The organism is Chryseobacterium piscicola (assembly GCF_900156685.1).
Lineage (GTDB): Bacteria > Bacteroidota > Bacteroidia > Flavobacteriales > Weeksellaceae > Chryseobacterium > Chryseobacterium piscicola.
Map to the genome: position 1 here is coordinate 1 of NZ_FTOJ01000013.1, position 26,642 is coordinate 26,642.

Annotated in this window: 16 protein-coding genes; 9 read left to right on the top strand and 7 right to left on the bottom strand. The window is 34.0% G+C overall.

Features of this window, described 5'->3' with window-relative positions; genetic code table 11:
• The 4 genes from BW939_RS14995 to BW939_RS15010 form a co-directional block, all read right to left on the bottom strand.
• Positions 1-131: transposase (locus tag BW939_RS14995; protein ID WP_143753986.1), on the bottom strand; the 131-nt coding region annotated here is incomplete at its 3' end.
• A gap of 221 nt (positions 132-352) precedes the next feature.
• Positions 353-661, bottom strand: coding sequence for a HigA family addiction module antitoxin (locus BW939_RS15000; RefSeq protein WP_076452837.1), 309 nt, complete (start codon positions 659-661; stop codon positions 353-355).
• A gap of 40 nt (positions 662-701) precedes the next feature.
• Entirely contained in the window at positions 702-986 is a 285-nt protein-coding gene (locus tag BW939_RS15005) for a type II toxin-antitoxin system RelE/ParE family toxin (RefSeq protein ID WP_076452838.1), read from the bottom strand.
• 59 nt (positions 987-1,045) lie between these two features.
• Entirely contained in the window at positions 1,046-1,651 is a 606-nt protein-coding gene (locus BW939_RS15010; RefSeq protein WP_076452839.1) for a recombinase family protein, read from the bottom strand.
• Between the two features lie 781 nt (positions 1,652-2,432).
• Between BW939_RS15010 and BW939_RS15015 the strand changes: the two genes are divergently transcribed.
• The 7 genes from BW939_RS15015 (at position 2,433) to BW939_RS15045 (ending at position 18,987) form a co-directional block, all read left to right on the top strand.
• Positions 2,433-4,292 (top strand): DUF8202 domain-containing protein, encoded by a 1,860-nt coding sequence (locus tag BW939_RS15015; RefSeq protein ID WP_105170208.1) that lies wholly within the window; start codon positions 2,433-2,435, stop codon positions 4,290-4,292.
• A 6-nt stretch (positions 4,293-4,298) separates the two neighbouring features.
• Positions 4,299-14,723, top strand: a complete 10,425-nt coding sequence (locus BW939_RS15020; RefSeq protein WP_084566675.1) for an RHS repeat-associated core domain-containing protein — start codon at positions 4,299-4,301, stop codon at positions 14,721-14,723.
• A gap of 5 nt (positions 14,724-14,728) precedes the next feature.
• A complete protein-coding gene (locus tag BW939_RS15025; RefSeq protein ID WP_076452842.1) occupies positions 14,729-15,145 on the top strand; it encodes a hypothetical protein in 417 nt (138 codons plus the stop codon).
• A gap of 239 nt (positions 15,146-15,384) precedes the next feature.
• The gene (locus BW939_RS15030) at positions 15,385-15,675 is read left to right on the top strand and encodes a transposase (protein ID WP_394333840.1); all 291 of its coding nucleotides are present in this window, start codon (positions 15,385-15,387) and stop codon (positions 15,673-15,675) included.
• A 263-nt stretch (positions 15,676-15,938) separates the two neighbouring features.
• The gene (locus BW939_RS15035) at positions 15,939-17,525 is read left to right on the top strand and encodes a hypothetical protein (protein WP_143754002.1); all 1,587 of its coding nucleotides are present in this window, start codon (positions 15,939-15,941) and stop codon (positions 17,523-17,525) included.
• Between the two features lie 5 nt (positions 17,526-17,530).
• Positions 17,531-18,028 (top strand): hypothetical protein, encoded by a 498-nt coding sequence (locus tag BW939_RS15040; protein WP_050378464.1) that lies wholly within the window; start codon positions 17,531-17,533, stop codon positions 18,026-18,028.
• Positions 18,029-18,102: 74 nt separating this feature from the next.
• Positions 18,103-18,987, top strand: a complete 885-nt coding sequence (locus BW939_RS15045) for a T9SS type A sorting domain-containing protein (protein WP_050378465.1) — start codon at positions 18,103-18,105, stop codon at positions 18,985-18,987.
• Positions 18,988-19,039: 52 nt separating this feature from the next.
• On the opposite strand, the gene BW939_RS15050 is transcribed toward BW939_RS15045, so the two are convergent.
• Complete coding sequence (locus BW939_RS15050) at positions 19,040-22,003, bottom strand: Tn3 family transposase (protein ID WP_076452844.1); 2,964 nt, start codon at positions 22,001-22,003, stop codon at positions 19,040-19,042.
• A 154-nt stretch (positions 22,004-22,157) separates the two neighbouring features.
• On the opposite strand from BW939_RS15050, the gene BW939_RS15055 reads away from it, so the two are divergent.
• Together BW939_RS15055 and BW939_RS15060 are read left to right on the top strand one after the other, a co-directional pair.
• The gene (locus BW939_RS15055) at positions 22,158-22,748 is read left to right on the top strand and encodes a recombinase family protein (protein ID WP_076452857.1); all 591 of its coding nucleotides are present in this window, start codon (positions 22,158-22,160) and stop codon (positions 22,746-22,748) included.
• Positions 22,749-22,896: 148 nt separating this feature from the next.
• Positions 22,897-23,313, top strand: coding sequence for a hypothetical protein (locus tag BW939_RS15060; RefSeq protein WP_076452845.1), 417 nt, complete (start codon positions 22,897-22,899; stop codon positions 23,311-23,313).
• A gap of 359 nt (positions 23,314-23,672) precedes the next feature.
• Here BW939_RS15060 and BW939_RS15065 read toward each other — a convergent pair whose 3' ends face one another.
• Complete coding sequence (locus BW939_RS15065; RefSeq protein WP_076452846.1) at positions 23,673-24,242, bottom strand: outer membrane beta-barrel protein; 570 nt, start codon at positions 24,240-24,242, stop codon at positions 23,673-23,675.
• An 835-nt stretch (positions 24,243-25,077) separates the two neighbouring features.
• Entirely contained in the window at positions 25,078-26,166 is a 1,089-nt protein-coding gene (locus BW939_RS15070) for an IS5 family transposase (RefSeq protein WP_262484472.1), read from the bottom strand.
• Positions 26,167-26,642: the final 476 nt, after the last annotated feature.

Sequence of the window (26,642 nt, forward strand, 5' to 3'; positions counted from 1 at the left end):
CGCCATTTGTATAGCAAAGTCACTTTAATACCGAGTTCTCTGGCTAATTCTGATATATTATTTCTCTCTCTGCTCAATTGAACTGCTTGGGTTTTGAAAGCAGGATCATAAATTTTTCGTTCTTGTTTCATATCTTAAAATTAAGGTTTTATGCTTAACTTTAACTGGACGTTAAATTAGTATATCCAATAGTCTGTATCATACTCTTTTTTCATCTCTGTTGTACATTTATTGCATTTAGTTTTATAATTGTGATTGTTCATTAGGATCTGTCCTTAGTTTGAAATTTACGAATTAGAAGAAAACATTTATTATTTTATGCAAAAGATGACAGAATTATCGTTTTTTAAGATTATACAAATTCAAATCTATCGAGATTAATATGCTTCTCTTCAAACACCTTTTCTGCTTCTCTCAAATCGTAAGATGTTTGTAGTCTAACCCAAAATGCAGGATTGCCACCAAAAACTTTAGATATTCTTATTGCCATAATAGGAGTTATTGCACTCTTTCCATTAACAATATTCGACAATGTAGGTCTTGTAATCCCCAAATATTTTGCAGTTTTATCAACTGTTAAGTTATTTGGTTTAACAATTTGGTTCAATAGGATTTCTCCCGGATGTGTATTGTGCTTTATAGCACGAGTTAAAGGTTTCATATAATTTAAATTCGATTTTACGATTCTACAATTCTTCTGTTTAATGAGTATCTAATAAATCTATTTCATAAGCATTTTTATTTTCAAATTTGAAAATTATTCTAAAGTTTCCTGTAACATCAACAGACCAAAATCCTTTCAATTTACCTTTTAATGGATGTAATCGCAAATTTTTAAAAGGCTCAAAGTCTTGAGGAACTTCCTCAATATTATCAATAATATCTAGAATTTCACGTATTCTATCAATCATTTCTGAAGGCAACTTACTTGAATCATCTTTCGTCCAATATTTTTTTAAGCCTTTATGCGCTATGGAGTATATCATTATAACCGATATTTGTATAGTGTAAAGTTACACATTACATTTTTAACACGCAACACTTTTTATTTTTTGATTGTCATTTTTTTTATTTCTTCATTTGTATGATTGTCTAAAATTTTAGCATATCGATAATATGTTGCTCTTGTTAATCCAAGCGGTTTATATATTTCTTCGGGAGTTTTCGTGTAATCACGATAAACTGACCGCATAATTAATAACTTTGAAACCGTTTCTTTAGTAAATCCTTTTGGTCGCCCTCCTGTTCTTCCCCTTGCTCTTGCAGATTGCAGCCCTGCATTAGTTCTTTCTCTTATCAATTCCCTTTCATATTCAGACAAAGAAGCCATTATATTGAGAAAAAGCCGACCACTTGAAGTAGACGTATCTACACCATCAGCAATACCTTTAATTACTACTCCTTTCTCGCTTAAACTTAGAACTAAATCAATAATATGCTTCAAGCTTCTACCAAGTCGGTCTAATCTCCAAACAAATAATTCATCACCTTTTCTTAAATGAGCAATCATTTTGTCAAGTTCCGGACGGCTCTTCGTTGCTCCAGAAATTTTTTCCTTAAAAATATTTTCACATCCTGCTCTTTCTAAAGCTTCAGTCTGCAAGTCCAAATTTTGATCTTTAGTAGAAACTCTAGCATATCCTATTTTCATAATTAGTTACATTAAACTCATCATTTGCTAATTTAATGAACTTTGATAAATGATACGAGTTTTTGAGAAACATATTTTAAACTTAAAGGTGTCGAATTCGACACCTTTAAGAAATCTCATTATTCCACCGTTTATATAATACTAACATTTGAAAAAGATTAAAATAGAATTCCAAAAATTTGAACCTCTATAATTTTTACTAATACATAAATATTAATTAAACAAATGATTAATTAAATAATTACCAACAATTACAAGATAAACTTATAATAAAATACAGCTTTTAACTTTTTTTAAAATTTTTTTTCTATGTTTGCGAAATAATTCACACACCATAAAAACTTAAAACCAAATAATATGAAATCACTTCTGTTTTCTATTCCTTGATTATGCTCATTTTACACTTAGTGCACTAATCTTTTTTTGCATTCCAAATAATAAGGAATTCATTTCAAAACTTAATTTAACAGTCAGTATAGTTTAATTTATACTTCATAATCTGCAAATTTTATTATTTGTAGGCATTATAACTTTATCTCTTACCTAAAGTTGATAGAAGTGTGAAATTCCTATGCTAAATATTTATATGAAAGTATTAATTAATAAAAAGTTTTTTTGCTGAAAACTTGAATACATTCTTGACCTTTGAGTACTCTCAATTAATAGAATTATTAAGATTATGTAAAAATAAATTACTAATTATTCAAATGGATTTCTTTTTTATTTTGGCATAACATAAATCACTCCGGCAAATTAACATTCAACTGTACACATGAATTATATGAATAAATCTTATCTCCTCATTTTTTTATTTTGTGGTTCTTTCTTGTTCTCTCAGACAACAATTTTTGGAGGCATATCAGATCTGGCATTTAGAAAAACAACCGTAAAAGAGAATATTCTGCCTACAGATACTCTGCAAAATAGACTAATGAATTTTCATTTTGTGAAAGATACTGTATCAGATAATTACTTTAATAAGTTATCTACAAGTCTGAATCAGTCATCTATTTTTATAGTCAGCAATAAATTTGGTGGTGCTGATAATAAGCTTTATTGTAAGATAGGCAGTTCAATTGTATCAAGCCAGGGAATCATTGATTTTACAGATACTCTTTCTGTACAAAGTTCTGTTGCGGGCCATAAAATATTAACTTTTTCAAAAAACGATAATTACAGAAAAATTAATCCGATAGTTTTAATAAATAAAAAGACAGATCCACTACTGATGATTCCCGAAATTTTAGTTTTTAGTCAGGAATTATCACCTGCTAGCAAACAAAAAATTGAGACTTATTTATCTTTAAAGTTCGGAATTACAATAAATGATATTTCTGAAAAAAACTATCTGTCTTCTCAAAATAGTGTTATTTGGGACTCGAAGAAGAATAAAAATTTTAACTTCAGAATAACAGGTCTTGGAAGAGATGATTCTTTCGAATTATATCAAAAGCAGTCAAAAAACTGGGAAGACAATAATTTGATGATGTCTTTGGGGGAAGCGAAGATCACAAACAGTGAAAATATAAGCACTCTGCAGCCTAATACATTCATTTTATGGGGAGATAACAATCAAAGTCTTACATTTAAGGAAGCAGATCTGCTTTCAGCTCACCCTAAAAGAGATATGGTAAGATTGTGGAAAGCACAGGTTACAAGTTCGCAAACAAATCCTACAAAATCAAATGTTTATCTAACTCATTCAGGTTTAACACAAAATGAGAGTATTAAACTTAGAATATTTTCCAATGAATCCAACTATGAAAATGATCTTTCCAATAATGTAAACGGAGAAAGGCTCAACGATTCTCTATTTATTTTTAGAAATGTCAACTGGGATACTGATCACAGCAAAACTGATTATTTTACTTTTACTTTAGATGACGGTCAGAGTGAATTACAGATTAAGTTACTAAGTACATGTACTGACTTAATAAATGGTGTGATGAAAATTTCTGTTCCCGATCATATTGTCCCATTTCAATATAGTATCGAAAACATGACAAGCGGTCAGCTAGTGGTTAATAGTTCTCAGGGACTGTCAAATCTAATTGAAATTAACAATTTGCCGTCGGCTAAATATAAATTAAGAATCCAAAAGCAAGGATATCCTGAAATTATCAGGATGTTCGACCTGGAAGGTATATCAAATCAGAACATCGATGATCATTATATATGGAGTGGAACTGCGATTGAACTGGATCTAAATACGGACTATTATCAGTATGTTTTGACTTCACCATCTGGAAATACCACGCAGTCAGCTCCTTTTCAGATGAATGGAGTTGGAAATTATCAGTTAAAGATTAAGAATAAACTAGGCTGTGAAATAACTAAAACAATCGCAGTTCTGAATCAGGCGGACTATCAAACTTTACAGTCAAACTCACTTTTTAAGAAAATTACAGTATCTCCGAACCCATCACATGACGGAAACCTGACAGTTCATGTAGAATTAAAAGCGTCCAGACCAATGCATATTAAAATTTTTAATGCGATGGGGGTTCTTGTAAAACAGGGTCAGTACAATTCTGCATCAGATTTCACAATCCCAATGACGATACCCGCAGTTGTAGGATATTATAATATAAAAATATTTATTCCTGAAGAAGGCAAAGGTGTTAACTTTTTGATCAACTAAAACCAAATGATGACTATTAACTATATGAAAAAGCTTTTTACGAACAGTTCTGAAAATCTGAAATTATTTTCTGTTTTTCTCCCGGTGATTATTTTCCTGAGCAGCTGGACAGCAATTGAAACTTCTTACTATATAGATGTTGCTTCAAGACTTGTGCATCAAATAAATGAAATTCCAAAATCGTCTCGAAATACTGCAAATTTACGATCACCAATATCTTCAGGAATTGTTAGTAACAAGATTGTAGAAGGATTTGCCGAGGAAGATAAAGGCACTGATGTCCTAAAAACAAATACCAATAGTTTAATAACCCGCTCAGTATCTGCTAAGAAATCAGACGCAAAGCCAGCATATGACTCAAACACGCTCGCAAGAGCTGGATTCATAGGAATCATAGGAAATATAGATTCCGATATGCGTGATGCAAGTGCGGCTGATAATATTTTTGAAGTAGAGCTATCTTCAGTAAATCCAGAAAAATCATATACGTTGACTTACGATGTTGATGGGTATGCTGACATTAATTCAGTTACCCGAAGCATTAATGGCAGCTATGCAATGGGCGGTTATGTTAAGAAAAAAAATAATGGATGGTCAGAAGTATCTGAAAAACTGGATCCTGCTCTTTTGAGAACCGGAGAAAACAGAATTTTATTTAATGCTATTGATAAAGGTTATTATTACACAGTTAAAAATGTAAGAATTACAGAAGTGAAAACTTCGTCCCCGGAGGTAACTTTTGTCAGTCAGGTTAACACTGCTAAAGTTATTTATGTACGAGGTTTCCTGAAAAATAATTCAGGGGTTCATTCAATAGAAATCAATGGTGAACAGATAAGCTTAAAAGGAAATGAATTTGAATATTTCTCTGATAAAACGAATTCGAAAGGAGAAACTTTTCTGAAATTTTCACCCAAAGGGAATTTAAAAAATATTGAAATTCCTAGAACAAATGATATATCTTACTTAATTGCAAGCTCGGATTCTTATGATAAACTCGATCATAATGCGCTTTTAGCAGATAAGTCAATGGCGGTTTTTGGGCTTCGATATATTGACCTTCCCCCTGTTGATCTTTCAATTACAAATATCAGCAAAGAATATGAAGGCTTCCGCATTCACAATTTAAATTCTTCTGAAAATACTTTTCAACTGTCTTATGATGAAAAGAAACTTCCTAAAGGATATAAGGAAAAAGATATTTCAGTATTTAGTTTTGATTACGATAAGAAGCGGTGGATGCCTGCAAAGATTGACAGCGTTAATGTGGAAAAAAAATATGTTGTATTAAAATCTTTGTCAGAAAAAGTTGACTTTATAGTTGGTATTACCATGCAGCCTGAAAGTCCTGACAATGGAGGTGGCGCGCAGACTGCATTCAATGATACGCCGGTTGCAAATCCTTCATCGAAAATTAACATGATAGCACCGCCAAAACCCAATCAGCAAGGTTCTGCAAATATTTCCTATCCTATTGAAATTCCGGCAGGAGTTGGTGGTTTTCAACCGAATGTCTCGTTAGTTTACAACAGTGATAACAAATTTGGCTGGGCAGGAACAGGATGGGATATACCTTATGAAACAATTGATATTGATACAAGATGGGGCGTCCCCTCTTTTGGAAGTCATGAAACCGAGATATACATGATCAGTGGAGAACAGCTGGTATTCAGAGATGATTATCTCCCGAACAAGGTACCGTTAAATGAAGCTAGAACCCCAGACAGGCAATTCTTTTATCGCAATGGTATTAAAGAAGGTTATCTCATAACAAGAAAAGGCAATTCTCCGTCAACCTATTATTGGGAGATATTGGATGGCAGTGGTACTAAGAAAGAGTATTACGATATGCTCACTACAGCTTCATCAGGCAATTCTTCCGGAAATATTGTTAGATGGTACCTTTCAAAAGTTACCGATCGGTTTGGAAATACCATCAATTATACCTACGCAGATTCATACGACAGTGGAGGAAAAAACAAATATCTATCCCGTATTAGTTACAGCAATAATACAGCAGTAGAATTTGAGAGTGAAGCAGGGGTGAGAGGTGATATGACCTTTAACTATAAGATGGGGGTGAAAATTACGGATTCAAAAATTTTAAGTAAGATCACAGTTAAAAGAGCGAATACAAAAATTCGTGAGTATCAGTTAGTGAATACAGTTGTGGGAATGTTTTCAAAAAGATTACTGACAGAAATTATCCAGAAAGATGGCAGTGGCAACTTTTTCAACAAGTATGTACTAAAATACGATACGGGGCATCAGGTTTTTGATAATACAGCTACTAAAGTTTACAGTACACCGCAGGATAATTCGAATGTAGGATCATTCTCCGGAGGAAATACAAGTTTTATAGCAGGTACCTATAGTAAAAACAAAAATTTCCGTGGTGCAGTCAGTTTTGGAGGTGGTGCTTGTTTTCTCTTTGGAATTAATAAAAAAGGCACAATTGGAGTTACCGGAAGTTTGGATGATAATCATGCATATGGGAAAAATCAATTAATTGATATTGATGGCGATGGGTTGCTTGATAAAGTTTTTTACGGATCAAACAATAATATAAATTTCAGAAAAAATCTAAGAACAGGATTTAGTGGAGTGTATGGATCGGTTGGTTTGGCAGGTGTGCCAATCAGCAGACACAATATGTATAATACAACAATCGGTCTGGAATATTCATTTAGTAACGGAGTGGTTGGGGCAAATGTTTCAACCGGAAAAAGTAATTCACCAACCTACTTTTCTGATGTTAACGGAGACGGGCTTGTTGATATGATAAACTATGGAGAGGTACATTTCGGTAAAATAAGAAATGGACTTCCACAGTTTCAATCACAACCACAAGGCTCCTCTGTTAATGTTACTGAAGAAACTCCTAACGCTATTCTTGCAGGCCATGGAGCTGTTCAGGACACGATAACAACTACAACCACGGCAACTTCTCTAGCGAATATAGTAAGAATGTGGGAAGCTCCGGTAGAGGGTGATATTCATATCAGTAATGAGATTACTTTAAATCAAAACTCCACAGACGGTATTGATGTATGGATCGAAAAGGGAGAGATGATTAAAGCGAATGAAGATGTTGCAGCATATAATCCTGCAAATTCCACTGTTATCTCTTCGATAGTAACTTTAGTTTCTCAAAATCAATTTCAAGGGCTCTCTGCTACTACACATGTGCGCAAAGGCCAGAGAATTTTTATTGTGGCTTCATCCAAAAACAATGAAGATGGAGACAGAATCAGAATTGACAATGATATAAGATATACTTCCATAACAGGGGGTGGTAATCTTGATATTAAAGATGCTAACAATAATTTCTATTATAAGTTCAATGCAAGGAGTCATTATCTCGCTTCGAGTCAGAAACACAATGCGGTAGGTGATAAAAGTAAAGTGAGTATATCTTGGGATAGACTCGATAGTCAGATGTTTACGGACGATGTAGATTTTAAAATATATAAGAGTGTAAGATCGGTTTCTGATACTACCGGTGTTTTAATCCCTGCTTCAACAACACTTATTTATCATCAAAGACTTCTGAAAGGAAATGATCAGGTTTCGATCAGTCCGGGAATGAATGAAATTCCCAATTCAGATATTTCAGATTTGCTTGTGAATCAGAATCTATCAGATCCAACGGTAACTATGTTCCATTTTGATGTTTCATCAGACACAAATGTATCGTGGGAAAAAATAAGATGGAAGCCATGGATCGTAATAAGTTCTGATACTGATACTACTGAAGTTAAAGCACGTGTTCAGTATAATCCATACTCTGAAAGGCTGATCAATACAGTTTATAAAAATTTTGAAAAATACCGTGACAGAGAATTCTGTGATGGTAAAGTGGACTGCCCGAGATGTAACATGATGGGACCTGCTGTCGTTGTATTTCCGGATTTTAATGGAGACAGCAGTACGGCAAATCCACACAATATTGGTTTAAGCACAAATCATAATACTAAAGTAACATTTTCTCTTAAAATTAAAGATGATAATGGAAATGTCTTTACTGCAAAGAACACGGTGGACGTTGTTAACAATGTAATGGCAATTCCCAAAATTGACATTTGTACCTTTTTCTCTACAATACCTATTCCTTATCAACAATTGGTTTTGCTGCCATTCTATTTCGAAATAAGCTCCCCGGATTATGAAGTAGCCAAAAAATTATCCGCAAATAATCCTTATATTTTAAATTCTGCCTTTATTACAGATCCTTTAATGGCCAACACTGGTTCAAAAGCAGATTACTTTGGTTACCGTTCCGGAAATACTCATTACAATCTAACAACAGGATTAGTTTATCAGGGATGGGGTGCCTTTAGTTATAATGGATCTAAATATACAGGACAGTCAATTCGAGAAGCTGAATTCAATGCAAATCCGTTTGCAAATGTTCCCGCTCCTGGTGGAGCTTCGCCATGTAACCCGTCAGCTCCTGATTATTATACATGTTTGACGAATTATATTATGCAACAAAACAGCAACCGATATTTTACACCTTTAGATTTGGATGCTGAATTATATGCATATGTTTCGCCAATGGAACCAGTAGAGATTGGCGAATATGAAATGCAATCTTATTTACTTGGTGTTTCGTCCACCAGTTCAACAATTACTACAACTCCGATATTTGCTGTTCCAAATCCTAGAGGGATTATATTTCGCTCAAAATCAGAATCAGTACATGCTTATGTCAATGGTTCCATTATTCCATGGCTGGGTATAAGTGCTCATGGGGGGATATCCACAGAAAAAACTTCAGATTATTTTCAGGATTTTAATGGTGACCGTTATCCTGATATTATTTCAGGTTCACTTTACCAAAAAACCAATATTCTTGGGCAGTTGGATCAGGTTTCCAGTACTTGGGAAAAAGAAATAAAAAATAAGGGAACAATTATAGGTGCTGGTATCGGCGCTTCGGCCTCAATAGCCAAATTCACCAATACTGATAATAAGTTTTTCTCTGTTGGGGCTGAAAAGGATTCACAGGCAGGTTCCTCTTCTTTTGCTTTAGGTGTTGGAGTCAGTGTAAACATAGGAAAGGCATGGGCTAATGGTTCGGGGGTATGGGCTGATATGAATGGTGATGGGCTTACTGACTATGTTTCAGATGGAAACGTATACATTAATACCGGAAATGATTTTGTGACTGATAATAACAGCTGGAACGTTAGCAATATATCAAGCGGGGACTCTTTTGCGGTGTCAGGAGGTGGAGGTTTTAGCTTTGCCAATGGAAGTTGGGCAGGCGGTGTAGGATTGTCTAAGTCAAAATCTACCGCTACAACGGGCCTGATAGACGTTAATGGCGATGGTATGGCTGATAAAATCGTTAAAGTAGGAAACACTTATGAGATGTGGATTAATGATGGAAGATCGTTTGTTCCTCCGCAAAACTTCAATAAAAATTTTAGTCTGGACAGTAAGCAGAATTCAGCAGGTTTCAATTTTTACGGGACAATCTGTGCCTGTTTTGGACTTAAAATGTGTATTTCCGGAGGTGCTTCAACAGATAATTCAGTAAGTAAGCAAGAAGTTGATCTGAGAGATTTTGATGGTGATGGATACCCGGATCTGTTAATATCTGAAAATGATAATAGCTTGACTTATTACAGCAATAATTTTTCAAAAGCTAATCTTCTTATTTCATTTGAAAGTTCTTTACAGGGAACTATAGAATTGGAATATGATAACAAGAATGAAAAAAACAACTTTGCAACTCTTATCGGCACAACATATCAGATGCCGTTTTCAAAAAGAGTTCTCTCCAGAGTATTGGTAAGAAACTTTAACTGGATTGATACAACAATGCCGTCTGATGGTGAAGTTCCAAATTCTCCTCCAATAAAACCAGCACAGACATATGCTTTTGAATATGAGAAAGGTATTCAGGACAGAAGGGAAAGAGAATTTTTAGGTTTTGGTATTGTTAAATCCAAAATTTATAATGATCAGACTCTGCATCAGACGATGGTAACGCATTATGAAACAGATTTCACAGGTAATGAAGGTAACTTCTTTGTACGTTATAATGACTCAAAGGTAAGACAGTATTTTTACAAAAAAGGTTTGGTGAGATCAACATACTTGTTGGATAACCAAAATAGAAAGCGAAATGAAACAAGATATTATTACAGGTATTTTGATGTTCCTTCTTCATCAGGATATCAACTGACAGAATCACAGGCAGAACCTTTATATGACGACATCGGAAGAATAATTCCATTACTGTATAAAACAGAAAAGACATTTACAGAATACACAGGTTCCGGACAGCACAGTAAGACAACAATCAATACTGTAGACTCGTACGACAAATATGGTAATGTGAAGCAGGCTACTGACAGAGGGGCTTCAATAACAAATACGACAGATGATGTAAAGACTGTTATCTCATATCATGCTCCCGGGTCAAAAAATATTGTAGGAATTCCTTCAGAACAATCGGTCATCACAGTTCATAATAATGAAATTATGAGGAAGAGCACGACAGTTCTGGATGCGAACCAAAACATTAAACAAATCAAAAAAGATCCTCTGGGAACCAGTACAATTGCCGGAACTTCAGACTTTGATATGGAATATGATTCCTACGGGAATATGACAAAGATAACCTATCCAGTTTCTGAAAACGGACAGCGTATGTTCTACATTTATAACTATGATCCGGTGTATCATACTTATTTAATATCGACTACAGATGCTTACGGCTTCAGCAGCACAACGCAGTATGACAATAACTATTTGTTAGGTGTACCAAAATCAATTACAAATATCAACGGACAAATCTCTCAGTATACTTATGATTCTTTCGGTAGGTTGATAAGTTATCTTGCTCCGACAGATGATAACTGGACTGTAAAGTTACATTACTATCCTTTCAATGTTGTTCCTGTTGCCATTACTGAAAGAAAAGCTGTTAACAGCGATTCGAACGTTAATTATTTTACCAGTCTGTTTACTGATACATGGGGAGAGGGTATGATGATCAAAAAATTAATCAAGAAAGAGAATCAGACCTACTCTTTTACCAATAATGTTTATCAGCTGAAAGACAGATTGGGAAGACCTGTAAAAACAATTTTAAGAGATAAAATAACAACAGGTACAGATATAATGACTTCTCTGAAGACGTTTGACGAGTATTCGACAGCTGATGATCAGACTGCTCAGATTTATTCCACTACACAATATGATAATCTTGACCGACCGATCAGCATTACACAGAATAATGTAATTACAAATAATGGTACTCAAAATCTTACCTCTCAGATTTTCTACGGATTTGATGATGACAGATATGGGCACACTCAGTTTTCGACCAAAACTGTTAGCCCTTTAGGGATTACTAACGTTACATATACTGATGAATTTGGAAGAACGACATCAACAAGACAAACCAACGGAACAGATGATATTTGGGTTGGTTACAGATATAACCGCCTTAATGAACTGACAACAATGGAGGACGCAGGAAACCATCCTACGCAGTATAAATATGACAAACTGGGCAGATCAATTGAGAAAAAATCTCCAGATACTGGCGATTCCGGTTACAAGTATGATCTAAGCGGTAAATTAATTGCTTCATATAATGCAAATCTTAAGGCAACGAATGAAGAGGTTTTTTATATATACAATTTTGATCAGCTTACAGAGGTCAACTACCCGAATCATTCCGTAAAATATACATACGGGCAGAATCTTAATGAAGAGAAAGGAAGACTGATAAAACAATCCGACAGAACTGGTACTGAATCCTACAAATATGATTTTCTTGGGAATATAAACGAAACTATGCGTATCGTGGTAGCACCTAACAACGTTCCAAAAATGTTTAAAACATTTTATACTTATGATATTTATGGACGAATAACGAAAATGCTTTATCCTGATACAGAAGAAGTGACCTATAATTATGACATGAGAGGTCTTCTGAATAATATTCAAAGCAAACTTCCCGGTGAAACTAAACCAAAGAATATTGCTTACGATATGATTTATAACAACCGGGATCAGCTAACTTCATACAGAGCAGGTAACGGAACCAAAACTCAATATGATTATGATACCTGGGGAAATGTAAAAGAACTCTCTTTGTTAAAGGCAATCGATAATACCAATATACGAAAAAACAAATACACTTTTGATGGCAATGGTAACCTATCTGATGTTGCAGGAACTACCCCGATGTCAGGGAATTTTCCTTCTATGGATTTGGGAATAGCAACCAATAAACATTATAATTATGATTTGTTCGGCAGATTAAATTCAGCACAGATAACAGCAAAAGGAAAACATTTTACAAAGCATTATGAATTAAATATGGGGTATAATCCCGTAGGAGATATTTTGAGTAAAGATTCCAAAGTAAAAACATACAATAATAATGTTGCCTGCCAATACCCGCAAAACGAAGGAGACTTAGGGGAATATGAATATAGTTCTCCAAGCCATCCAAATGCAGTATCTGCAATTAATTATACAAAAAATGCAGATTTCATTTCTCCGTTGGACTGCCAGGCTGTAGCACCGGCATACCCGGTGACAAACACTCTTGAGGGCTTCGGTTATGATTATAGCGGAAATATGATAGTTTCCAAAGAAACTGAATCAGGAAATCTTGTCAATTTCAGACAATTGCTGTGGGATCATGAAAATCGTTTGAAAGCCGTGGCAACTAATCATAAAAATTTAAGCTACTATGTTTATGATGCAGGAGGCGACAGAATCTTGAAAAATGACGCTGTGACAATAGATTTTTCTGTAAATGGAAATTCTAATCAGCAGCTCACGCAAATGGGTAGTTTTGTGTATTATCCCAATGGCTATATGGTCTTGAATGTTGATAATATGAGCAAACACTATTATATGGGTTCGCAAAGAATTGCAACTCGGGTATCCAAAGTTCCAACCCATAGATTTAAGATTGATGTTGCTGACGAATATGCTGAGCTGGCTCAGTTATTAGATGACGAGGTGAAGGATATTATTAAGAATACTGATTTACCACCAGCTGAATGGCCTTCTACTGAAGACAGCCAGGGTACGTACACACCACCTTCTTCATCAACCCAGAATAATAATCTGTGCGCAGTGTTTATAGAACAGCAGATGTATATATTCCAGCAGTCCGGCAATAAAAAATGTTATAGTAAGTTGTCTAAGTTGTACGTTCAGGCCTTACAGAACAATGCTAATTTATGTGATGTATGGAACATGTTCTTACAAGACGAATGTATGAGCGAATACACCCCACCAGAAAGCGTTAAATCTGAAATGTACTGGATACATCCGGACCACTTCAGCGGAGCTTCCATATTGGTAAATAGTGGAGGAACTGTGACCAATTGGTACGAGTACATGCCGTACGGCGAAATGCTGATGGAAAATACCACATTCAGTTACGACAACCCTAATAAATACAATGCGAAAGAGTATGACATGGCTACGGGTTACTATTTTTATGGAGCAAGATATTATGATCCTAAACGTAGTTTCTGGCTATCGGTAGACCCATTATCTGAAATTACCAACTCTCCTTATGCCTATGTTTGGAATGATCCTGTTAACTTTGCAGATCCGACGGGGTTGCGAGGTGAGAGAGTGGGAGGTGATAGAAATGGCCCGAAAGGCTGGGGTTTTAAAGATGGAAAGTGGACTTATGTCGCAGGAATGCAAAAAGGAGATGCGGCTTATAAGAAAGGAGGGTATACAGATTTTGCTGCTGATAATTCTGTAATTGAAAAAGGAAGTATCAATGGTGGAAGTTTTGCACCAGTTTATTTGGGAAGTTCTCAAAATGATGTTTCATATGCGGAAAGAACTTACACTGAATGGTCGTCTATTAATGGCAGTAATTATGATAACCCATTAGATGGCTATCGGGCATGGCAATCTAATCCTGGGTATCACAAAGGAGAAGATTTTTGGGATAGAACGTTTAGGGTAATGGCCTACAGTAGCATGGAAGCAAGAAGAGATTTTTCTTCTGGTGGAAATCACGCAACTGATTTAATTGAATTTGTCGTAAAAGCGCAAGAAACTGTTGATGATACGCAAAGTAAAATTAAATCTGCTGAATTAGGATATTCCAAAACATTAAACTATAAATCTACTTTTTTCAATGCGTTCCCAGAGCTAGAAGGTGAAGTTATTGTTCATCACGCTATAGAACAACAAGTATTAAAGAGGTACCCGGCAGTCATTCTTCCACAAGAAATGCATAGTTTAGAAAATTTAAGGGGAATACCCAAAAGTATTAATAATGATGTTCACTTAAGTCAGATCAGAAAAATCTGGAATAAATTTTATAAAAAATATCCCAATCCATCTAAACAACAACTTTTAGATCAAGCAACAATTATTGACCAAAAATTTGGTTCACAATTTTCACCTCCTTTAAAATAATAATTATGTACAAATTAATAGAACCTGAAGTTGCAGGTAGTTTAGGCAGAGAAACAGAATTGGATAATTCAGTGTTTCCTCCTCATGTAAAAAAACTTCATTATGAATTTAGTGGATGGTTAGGAGATGATATTTTGGAGTCTTTCCCATGCTACATAGTAACCGACTCACTACGAGAAGATTTCGAAAATAATAAATTTACCGGAATTAGTTTTAATGAGGTTATTGTATCTAAGTCTGAAACTTTTTTAGAGATATATCCTGATAGAGAATTACCCAAATTTTATTGGTTAAAAATTTGTGGTGAGGCATATAAAGATGATTTTTTTATTACAAAAGAAAATGTTTTAGCTATCTCGGAAAAGGTTAATCTTGTACTGCTAAGATATAATATTAACAATGCTGACATTGAGGAATTATAAGAATAATTTTTAACTGAATGGATTTATATGATGATTATGGATATGCAAATAAAAATTCCATTATACGTTAAGCTACATTTTGATAAATTTTGTTTTGATTGTTAGAGCCTGTTTAAAAATTAAATTAGAAAAATTTGTAAGGAGTGGATCTGTAAAAAAAATAATTTAAAAAATTGATTGTCAGTTGTTTATGTAGATTATTTTTCGTAACTTGTTGGTAACTAATCAATTAAGCTACGGTGAAAAATTACTCTACAAACATTTCTGACAATCAATGGCAATTTATAAAAAAGACTTTAAACTTCAATAACAGAAAACGAAAATATGATTTAAGAACCATTTGGGATGCCATTATGTATTTAGTTAAAACAGGCTGCCAATGGCGGATGTTGCCTGGAGATTTTCCCAAATGGGAATTGGTCTATTATTATTACAGTAAGTGGGCAAATGCTGAGGATTTTGATTTGCTTGGGGTCAGTCGACGAAACGGAAAACATAGCACGTTAATGATGGAATCTATTAAGTATTGATAAGTAATTTATTATAACTATTCAGTTAACGAATTTTCATTAAAGATTTGAGTATAAAAAATCAGTATAATTATTTATTCTGAAATTCAGTTTTTATTTTATATTTAGCTAGTTAAAAATTTATAATAATGATAAAACAAAACGACAAATTAAAACTGAGGCAATTATTTCTTTATGTCCTTTCAATAGGGTTAATTTCCTTTCAAATTTCGTGTAAGGACGAATTAGCAGAAGTCCAAAATGAACAAGCTTTTAAAGAGGAATTGAACAATACTCTTTCAGCGAGAACTTTTTCGGGAGATTCGATTATGTTAGAGAATCCATATTCTACGGAAAATATGACAAAAGCTTTTCAAACCATAAAAGATAAAAATCCTGAATATGGGTTCGGAGAATTTGATATTCATACCACTCATTATTATCTTAAATTTACTCCTGAAAATGAAGAAGAGGTGGGATTACTAAAACGGGACTCTACAATTCATTATTTTGATTATAGGTTAGATGCAGAGTATAGAGAAGGATACTTGGAAAATAGAAATCCAGATAGAGATACTATTTCAGTATATTATACTGCAGTTCCTGTTGGAAAAATTCTTCCTAACGTAAAACATGAAATTTTAAGTGAATTATATATTCCTGAACAGGATCAATATTTTGCTGATATTAAAGATTACAAAGAATATGAGGTAACGGGTAGAGTTGAAAATAAAACAGATCTTTTCAATAATCTTTTATTTTCTGCTTACGAACAAACAGGTAACGAGAATGAGTTGCTGACAGAAAATTCAACCCCGCAAGCGAGATGGATTTTTGGAACTAAATGGTATCCTAGTGGAAGCATACGCGTCCAGGATGATATAGCCGGGTTAAGACCCGTAACCGGCGCTCAAGTTTTAATGCGACAATGGTTTACTGTTGCACAAGGAATAACAGATGGAAACGGAAATTTTTCCACTTCTTCTGTTCGTGGAAAAGCTCGATATGTTATTCAGTGGGAAAGATATAATTATAGCGTTCGTGATGGATCTTTTTTTCAGGCAGAAACACATGGTCCCGATGTGAAACAACAGTCTTGGCATCCTATCCTAAATGGAGGTAAAGATGAATATCACGCTTTAATACACCAAGCAGCCCATGACTTCTATTATGGAAATAGATTTGCTCTAATATCACCTCCAATGAATAATCATTTTTATAATTTTGGCAGACAGACTCAGATAAAAATTGCAGGTAGATTATCAAATTCTGGTCCTACATCTTCCTTTTCTCATTTAAGAAGTGAAATTACATTTGGACTTTCAGCTCAGGTTCATATAAAAGATTATGGAAAACCATCTGATCAAGTATATGGGACTACAATTCATGAATTAAGCCATGCTTTGCACTCTGTAAAAGATAGATCATCTTATAATGATATTGTGCAAGATTCTTTTTTATCTGGAAATACACAAGTGAGAAAAAGAAATCGTAGATTATTGGAGAGTTGGCCAACTGCAGTGGAAATTCTTATGACTCTAGAAAGATATAGGATAAGATTTAATAATCCAAATTATTTAGTTTATCAAAATCTTACTTTAAATTATCAAAATTATCAATTTAGAACTATCGCAGCAGAGAATTTATATACTTCTGGGATTTATGATATGACAGATACTGTTAATCAAAGAAGGATTTTTGGAGCAGGCTATCCAATGGATCAAGTAGATGGATATACAATTAAAGAGCTGGAAAATGCTTTATCAGGCGCGAGATATTGGAACGACTATAGAGATAAAGTTAAAGTAATGTATCCTAATAAACCTACTAGACCTTTTGTAGATGAATTATTTGCTAACTGGCAAGATTAAAAATAATGAAAACACTACTATTACTAAGTTTTGGTTTGCTTACGATATGCTGTGGAACTGATCAGGGGGAAAGTATTGATTATACATATAGTATATCAAATAATGCTGGACAAAATATCAAATTAGTACCTTACATAAATGGTGTTCCTGAAATGGAAAATGCCATTACACTAGCGAATAACGAAAAATTCACCAAAAAATATACGTATAAGCCACCAGGTGCAGCTGGCTTTAATATGACAGGATTGTTTAAAGCAACAGCAGCTGGAAGTATTACTCATGTAGGTGTAATTTACAATAATAACCATATAAATCTTTTTACTGTATTCTCAGAACAGTGTCCAACATGTGCTAATATTCCTAATAATCCCTATCCGATTATTTATAATGAAAATATTAGAAATTTGTTTAATATAAGTTTCAATGATGAACAAGTAGAAACTTATTCAATAACTTCTGAAGATTATCAGAATGCTACTGATTGTGGTGGCAATTGCTATTAAAGAAAAAGATTAAGAGTCCGTTTCATACCTAGTAAAAACGGACTCTTTTTTATAACAAATAAAAAATTTCAAATATGGATAAAAAACTACTTTTAATTTTTGCAATAACCTTAAGTCTATTTGCTTTCAGTCAAAACATTTCTTTTGAAACTTCTGAAGGATACACGTTAGGAAATCTTCCAGGCCAACAGGGCTGGTCGAGATGGGGAGGCGTTACTACGAGTAGTGCTAAAGTGATAAATACCACAGCATCAATTGGTTCAAACTCTGTGACTGTTACAAGTAATAGTAGTGGTACCAGTGGAGGGGTTACAAAAAGTATTTCTGGTTTTACAAAGACCGAATATTCGTTTGATTACAAAATTTCTGCTGTTGGATCTTCAGAATATCATATGGTTGTACAAGATCTTGACGATAATATCGTAGGCGGTTTCAACATTGAGCCAAGTCAAGGCGGACTGCTTGTATATAACGGAGTTATAGACGATGGTGTAGCTACATCTGTAAACATTTCTGCAAATACGTGGTATAATTTTAAACTAATTGCAAATTTGGCAACACACACCGTAACTTATTATTTAAACAATATCTTACTCGGAAGCCAACCTATTTCAAATAGTGTTATGGGGTTTAATGTTCTCAACTTCGTTTATGATAACGAAGGATCTGGTTTTACAATGGATAACATTAAAATTTTAAATGCTGATCTTCTTTCTACTTCGGAAAACAATTATAACGATAAAATAGATGTTTATCCTAACCCCACTTCAGATTTCATTAATATCAAAATAAAAGAAGTCGTAAAATCAATTGAAATTTTTGATCTTTCCGGAAAATTGATTTTAAAAGATGTTTCCGGGAAAAAAGAGATCTCTATTTCACATTTACAAAACGGATCATATATACTGAAAGTAAACACAAAAGAATCTGCGTACACTAAAAAGTTCATTAAAAACTAGAAATATATAGTTTTTTATAATCACTCTTATCTTAATGTGATAAGAGTGATTATTATAAAGAATTTCTTAGCGATCTAAACTCTCCTTTTTTAAACTTGATACGATCTTCCCAAACATAGTCTCCGGTAAGGTGAATATGTTCCCATCCTAAAGGAGAAAGGTGTTGAAGTAATTCTTCATTAATTTCTTCGCCCTGTTCTTTCAGGTGCTGCACTGCTTTTTCAATATAAACCGTATTCCATAGAACAATAGCAGCAGTAACCAGATTAAGACCGCTTGCCTTATACCGTTGATTTTCAAAGCTTCGTTCTCTGACTTCTCCAAACCTGTTAAAATATACAGCTCTTGCCAAAGCGTTTCTGGCTTCACCTTTATTAAGTCCTGCGGTAACTCTGCGTCTAAGTTCCGGACTCATGTACCAGTCGAGCATAAATAAAGTTCTTTCTATTTTACCCAATTCTCGTAATGCTACAGCCAGTCCGTTCTGCCGTGGATAACTTCCAATCTTCTTGACAATCAGTGAAGCCGTAACAGTTCCATTTTTTATGGAAGCAGCCAATCTTAGAATTTCATCCCAGTTTTGAATAATCTTTTTACTGTTGATGGTTCCTCCTATATGTTCTGATAACGCAGAATAGCTCGTAGATGTTTCAGGAATAAATAACTTCTTATCATTCAAATCTCTGATTCTTGGAGCAAATTTAAATCCCAGTAACTGCATCAAAGCGAATACATGATCGGTAAACCCCGAAGTATCCGTATAATGTTCTTCTATCTGCAGTTCAGATTCATGATAGAGAAGCCCATCCAAAACATAGGTTGCATCCCTTACTCCTACATTGATAACCTTGGTATGAAAAGGTGCGTATTGGTCGGAGATATGAGTGTAAAACTGAACTCCGGGACTGCTTCCATATTTTGGATTAATATTTCCGGTTCTCTGCGCATAACTGCCTGTAGCAAACCTTTGACCGTCCGAAGAAGATGTTTTGCCCTCTCCCCAGTAAGAAGAAAATGAGTGATCGGATTGAGTATTGATAATTTTCGCTAAAGCTGAAGAATACGTTTCGTCTCGGATATGCCACGCCTGAAGCCATGAGAGTTTTGCATAGGAAGTTCCCGGAGAAGCTTCCGACATTTTTCTTAAACCTAAATTAATGGCATCTGACAGTATTACAGTGAGTAACAAATTTTTGTCACTGGCTTTATTTCCGGATTTCAGATGAATGAACTGATCTGTAAAGCCCGTCCACTGATCGACTTCTTTCAAAAGATCTGTGATTTTAATAAGAGGAAGCAGACTGTATATTTTTTTTGCTAAAACTTCAACTTCTTCAGGAACTGTATTTTCAAGAGGTTTAATCTTTATTCTGTCATTAATAATAGAAGATTCAGGGAGTTCATTATTTTCAATGAGCTTACATACTATTTGTATTTTATTTGAAAGAAGTTCCATTCGCTCCGAAAGAAACTCTTCTGCATTCAATGCTACATCCAGAGGAACTTGATTTTCATCTTTCATTTCAACGAATCTGCCTGCAGGAATAAGATAATCTTCAAAATCTTTGTACTGTCTTGAACCCTGTACCCAAAGATCACCGGAACGCAAATGGTTTTTCAGTTCAGAAAATATACATAGTTCATAAAACTTTCTATCTATACCGTTCTCTGTAAATACCAGTTCTTCCCATCTTTTTCTGATAAAACCTGATGGAATTTTTTCCGGTAGTTTTTTTATTTTTCCTTCATACAGGTCAATCAAGATACCTACTGCCTTTAGAATATCTTCTGCTACAGGGGCAGAGCGGAGTTCCAACTCTTTCAGAAATTCTCCACCATATTTTTTTATCGTAAAGTATTTATCGGATATAAAATAAAGAGAGTCAAAATTTTGTTTAGCTGTTAAGTTCTTGGCTTCTGAAATACTTTGAGCCAGAGCGTCCCATGAAATAACTGACTCAACAGCATCGAAAGGATCTTCTCCTGTTTCCTTGGCATCCAGAAGTGCGCTGCCAACTTTAAAAAATATACCGAGCTGCTCACCCATGGATTTTCCGGAATCCTGCATTTTTTGAGTTTGCGTATTCTTGGCATATCTGAACAAAGAACCGATGATCTTATCATTCATTTCTATGATTTCATCGATGATGGAAGCTTTGGTTTCCAGAAGTATTGCCACCAATGTTGCGTATCTCCTGGATTCTTCAAAATCCCTTAGATGCTGTGGTGTCATCTGTCTTCCTTCTCTGGCTATTTTTAGTAATCGGTTCTGATGAATATCCTTACCAATATCTTTTGGAAGATTGATCTCTTTTATTGTCTTCAACCTCTTTATATGCATCAGTAAAAACTTTGAATTGACCGCCTGTGGGGATTGCTTGAGCCAATTTAGTTGACTGATGCTGCTTTTTTCCTGTAAGTTGAGAAGAGCATCTAATAACTGTTTCTGATGATTGGACAATGAAGAACTCAGGCTATCATAAATTTGCTTTTCCGCATTAATAAGAGCTTCCGAGCAAAGCCTTTCAATTGTTCCAGTTGCAGGGAGTAAGATTTTATTTTTACGAAGAAATTTAACTAATTCTTCTGCCACAACAAATCCTTTATCTGTTTTGAGAGCTATTTCTTGTAACAACCCTTTGTAGACCGTATAATCTATGATTGTAAATATTCGAAATCCATAAACAGATTGCAGTATGCTTATATATTCTCTCCTTGTTTGCTCTCTTTTTCCATAGTTTTCCCATTCTAAAACATTTATTCCTAGTTGACTGCTAATAAACTGTAAGATTTGTCGATCAGGATATAACTCAGGAGCTAAAATAATCCCTGGATGTCTCATATAACTGAGATTAACTGCAAATCCCAACTTATTGGTGTTTGTTCTACAATGATTTTTTATTATTGAAAAATCATTTTCCGATAAAGAATAGTTGATGATTAATTCTTCATCAGTTTCTGGAATTTTAATTAACTCTTTTATCTCAAACTCTGATAATACTTGTTTTCTAGGCATAAAAATATTTTTTCTTAAGTAAAATAAAACGTCCGTTTACTTGTACTTTTTTGTGTTTTCTGAAAATTACGTTTTAAAATAAAAATAAGTAAAAAAAACTAGTATAATAAATTGAGTATATTTATTTAAATTTTTAATGCAATTATCTATACTTATGAAAATTGGATATATCAGAATATCAACACAGGATCAAAATTATAATCTGCAGGAAGACGCTTTAAATAAATTAGGATGTGAAATGATTTTTAAGGAAACAGTTTCCGGAGCTACAAAGGAAAGACCACAACTCAAAAAATTATTAGAGCAAATTCGTAAGGGTGATGTTGTAGTTGTTTATAAATTAGACAGACTTGGAAGATCTTTAAAACACCTGTTAGAAATTGTCGAAATATTAAATTCTAAAAATGTAGCTCTACAAAGCTTGCATGACAACATAGACACTACGACTCCGCAAGGAAGATTATTTTTTAATATTTCCGCATCCTTTGCAGAATTTGAAAAGGATCTAATCAGGGAAAGAACAAAAGCAGGCTTGGAGGCAGCACGGGAAAGAGGTAAGAAAGGAGGTCGCAGGAAAGGATTAAGTAAGGAAGCTCAGCAAAAAGCTATTATTGCAGAAAATTATTATAATGAGGGGATAAAAAGTGTCAACGAAATTGCTGCCGACTTGAAGATTTCAAAAATGACAATGTATAAATATTTAAGAGAAAGAAATGTGGAAATAAAGGTTTACAATAGAAAGTAATTTATTCAGTCTATAAAAAATAATTATTTAATAGATTCTATCCTTAACGTGCTATATTTTCCGTTTCGTCGACTGACCCCTGAACAGGGAAACTCAAAAATTAAACTCCGGAATTTCCGGAATAGATCAAAAGTTAAGGGAAAGCAAAATGCTGATCGATCACAGTTTGGCGGAAATTGAAAACAAAATTTCAGACATCCGGATTAATGTCTCACCGGAAGATATTAAGAAAATGGAAGCTTATAAAGATTATTTTAAGCATTATAAGCCTATATTTTGGGGTTCTGTGTTCATTCTATTTTGCAGTTTGGGACTGGCAGTATTCGGCGCATCTTCCGGAATGAAATATTACCAAGAAAGCGTAAGGACAAAACAGGAGATCAGGGCGCAAGTCCTTCAGGAAATTGAAAGTTCCGGAAAGGTTATTGTAGAAAAATCGAAATGGGACAGCTATGTTGAACAGTCGCAGGTTCTGAGAGCTTGGCAGAAGTCAAACCCAAAAGACAGCGAATCATTAGAAATCTATTATAAAGGCTATCAGGATTTCAAAAAAGGAAAGAAATAAAATGTTTTTTCCGACTATTACTGTGTTTTAAGACGGTGAGAATCGCTCAATTTTTTTTATCCGAGTAAACCTCCAGTAAAGCAAAGCGATTAAACAATCCGGATTTTGAAGAATTGCGCATAAATCGGCTTCGCCTACTCATATATGTTGAGGAGAATTATAAATTCTCTCAACATATATTCGGGAGAAATTTGTATTTCTAAACAGTTCAAAATGTTGTCTATTTTATATTTGTACTATGATAAATGTTCCGAATTTAGACTTATATAATATAAGTGTTATGCACTTCCAATTAGTACAGGAAATTAAAAAAGCATCCATTTGAATGCTTTTTATATGGTTGTTAAAACTTATTTAGATTAAAAATAGTAGATTATTCCCAATCTATAAACATCTCTTCTAGCATCATAATATGTTAAGATAAGATCATCGTATTGTTCTGTTAAGCCTTTTGAAAAAATGCCTTCCGCAGTGAAATGATTTGAAATTTTAAAATCAATGCCTAAATCTACACTTATACCAAATCTTCTTTTGAAATTGTAAGGTTGGCTTGTTTCATCGTCAGGAATATAATTTATTTTAGGTCCAGCAATTACAGAAAAATTTTTATAAAAATTATATTTGTATAAGACAGGAAGTTCGATAAAAGTGATGGCGTCTGTATATGATGCAATAAATCCTGACTGTATATAAGCTTTTTCTGAAATTTGTTTTTCTAAAACAATTCCACCATATAATTCTCCCCCATTGCTTAAATATCCTGAAGGTTCTCCTTTATCATCGATAGCATTGACATTAGAATAATTCCATCCTGCTTTTACCCCAAATTTTAAATGATAATCTTGAGAAAAAGCAAAAATAGATAAAAGTAAAAACAAAGCATTGAGAAGTTTTTTCTCAATGCTTTTACTTGTGTTAGTACACTTCATTTTGGTAAGAATTTCCTTCTTGTTTAAAAAATGATGTAACAGCAATCCCCATAGCTGCTATTAATTTAGTTTTTTTCATAATTATTATTAGTGCCGTAAAAGTATAAAAATAAATCAAACATGCAAGAAAAATAAATTTTTTTGTAAAAGCCTGATAATCAATAATTAATGTTATTATTTGTAAGTTTTTAATTCAAAATTTCAAATATGAGTTTAAGAATAAATATAATTAGGAGTATTATATTTACTAATCCTTATCAAGTCCTTTTTCTTTGGCTCCGATAAAGTTTTTTTCTCAAGCTCTGCACCAGAGATTTACTTGTTTCGGTCTGCTGAGCAAAATTAAATCTCAAAAAGTCTAACTCTGTTTTAAGATTTTCAATCGTCTTGAAAAAACGACTACCGTTCGTTGCTCCTTAGTTCAAAATTTCTCAGGCAAAAAAAGACACAAAATTGGGTAAAAAAAATGGTGACTTTTTTAATGTAACAGAAGTTTCTGAAAGGCGGTAATACCTTGCGGAACAGACGACACCTGCAAAATTTATCTTTATCTCTGTCAGCGCTCCGAATGCGTCACAACTTTATTAGAAATCATGTGATATACTTTCAAATCCTTTATTCATGGTGTTTACAAAGAAGTGTAAAAACGTGTCCTTTCAGAAGAATTGGAGATTTTTTCTATTTGTACTGAAGAAATTAAGCAAAAAGGTAAAAGCTTCAGTATGATATTATTTTTGGGAATCCGTCTTTTTAGATGTCCCGATGCCCTTATAGAAATTTTAATTAATAAAGATACAGATACTTTCTTCAAAATTTATCTTTATGTAGTCGTTCCTTAACAAAACCCACTATTTAATTTATTTTTAAAAACAGGATTAGAAAACAGCATAATTTGTATCGTATAAAATAAGAAAATAATTTTGTGTTTCAGTAGTTCCATCATTTTCTTCATGTTCCAAGCGGTTGCAGCTAGTAATGCATTGATTTGTGGTCCCGTTTCTCCCATGAAGTAATTTTTTGCCAGCCTAAAATCGGTTTTTAAATGTCCGATGATAGGTTCTATTGCCGCTCTGGTTCTAAATTTTTTGCGCTTTGTCTGCTTTTGATAAACAGTGTCTTTTTTTCTTGGAGTGCTTGGGATGGAGATTTTCACGCCCTTTATTTCTGATTTTCCTCTGCCACCTCTATCGTAAACGAGTTCTTTTGGGAGCTTTTGACCACTGGTTTCCATCTGTTCCAAAAGTGGTTCTATGGTGTGACCATCGTAAGGAGTTTGCAAAAATGCTTTAATCCCGAGAATGATTTTCTTGCCTTTGTTGGCGGTGGTTATCAAACCTACCTTATTCCCAAATTCATACTGGCTATGCGCTTTTCCTTTGGCAATACATCGGGTAAAAGGCTTGTGAATGCTGTAAATTTTATCGGCATCGTTTCTTTTTTGTGTGACAACCTTGGTGTACAATGTCATTAAGTCTTTATAAAATTCTTGCTGTTCTGCATTAAAATTCCGTTGCAATTCACGAATCAGTCTCATGGCGATGGTTTTGAGCTGTCTTTGAGATTTCCTTGCCGCTTTTGCCCGCTTGGGATGTTTTCCGTTGTAGGTGTTGCGCACCATTTGTTTGCTGACTTTTGTGTAGCGTTGTCTTTGTTTTATGCCTTCATTTCCGGCTATTTTGTTGCAATAATCAATCACTTTTTTGCACAATTTTGCATCGGTAGGAAAAGAGGTATTATTCTCCTGAACGGTAGTATCGGACAAAACAAAATTTGAGGTGTTCGTCTTGGCATCGTGCATTCTTACGCTGTAGGCAAAGATTTTTTCGATACCTTTTTCGCCAATTCTTTTTCGGAAATGAACAAAATTACTCGGGTCACAAGGAAATTCGTGTTCAAAGAAAACCCTGCCACAAAAATGCTGCATATAAGGATCATGATCCAGGCTTTTTCCAACGTCTCATCGCCCAAATTATACAAATGTTTCAGTAGCAAACAACCCACCATAAACCGAATCGGATGGCTCGGATTGCCCACTTTGGAATACAAGGGCGAAAATTCTTTCTCAAAATAATTCCAATCTATTTTTTCTGAAAGTAGAACAAGTTCATGCTCGTGGTCAATAAAATCCACCAACATTGGGCGGAATAATTCTGGCTTCTTTTCTGGATTTTTCCCCAACATATTTGCAAGGTTTTAAAGCTCTAAGATACAAATTCTTGCAATAAAAAACAAGCTATTTTAAACCCAAAATACTAATAATCAGTAAATTATAGGTGGTTTAAGGAGAGACTATGTAAAGAACTCTTTTGAGGTGCGTGTGAGCGATAAATTAAGCAAAAAGGCAAAAGGATAAATGTGATATTATCTTTGGATTATAATAAAATTTGAAAATAATTTTAA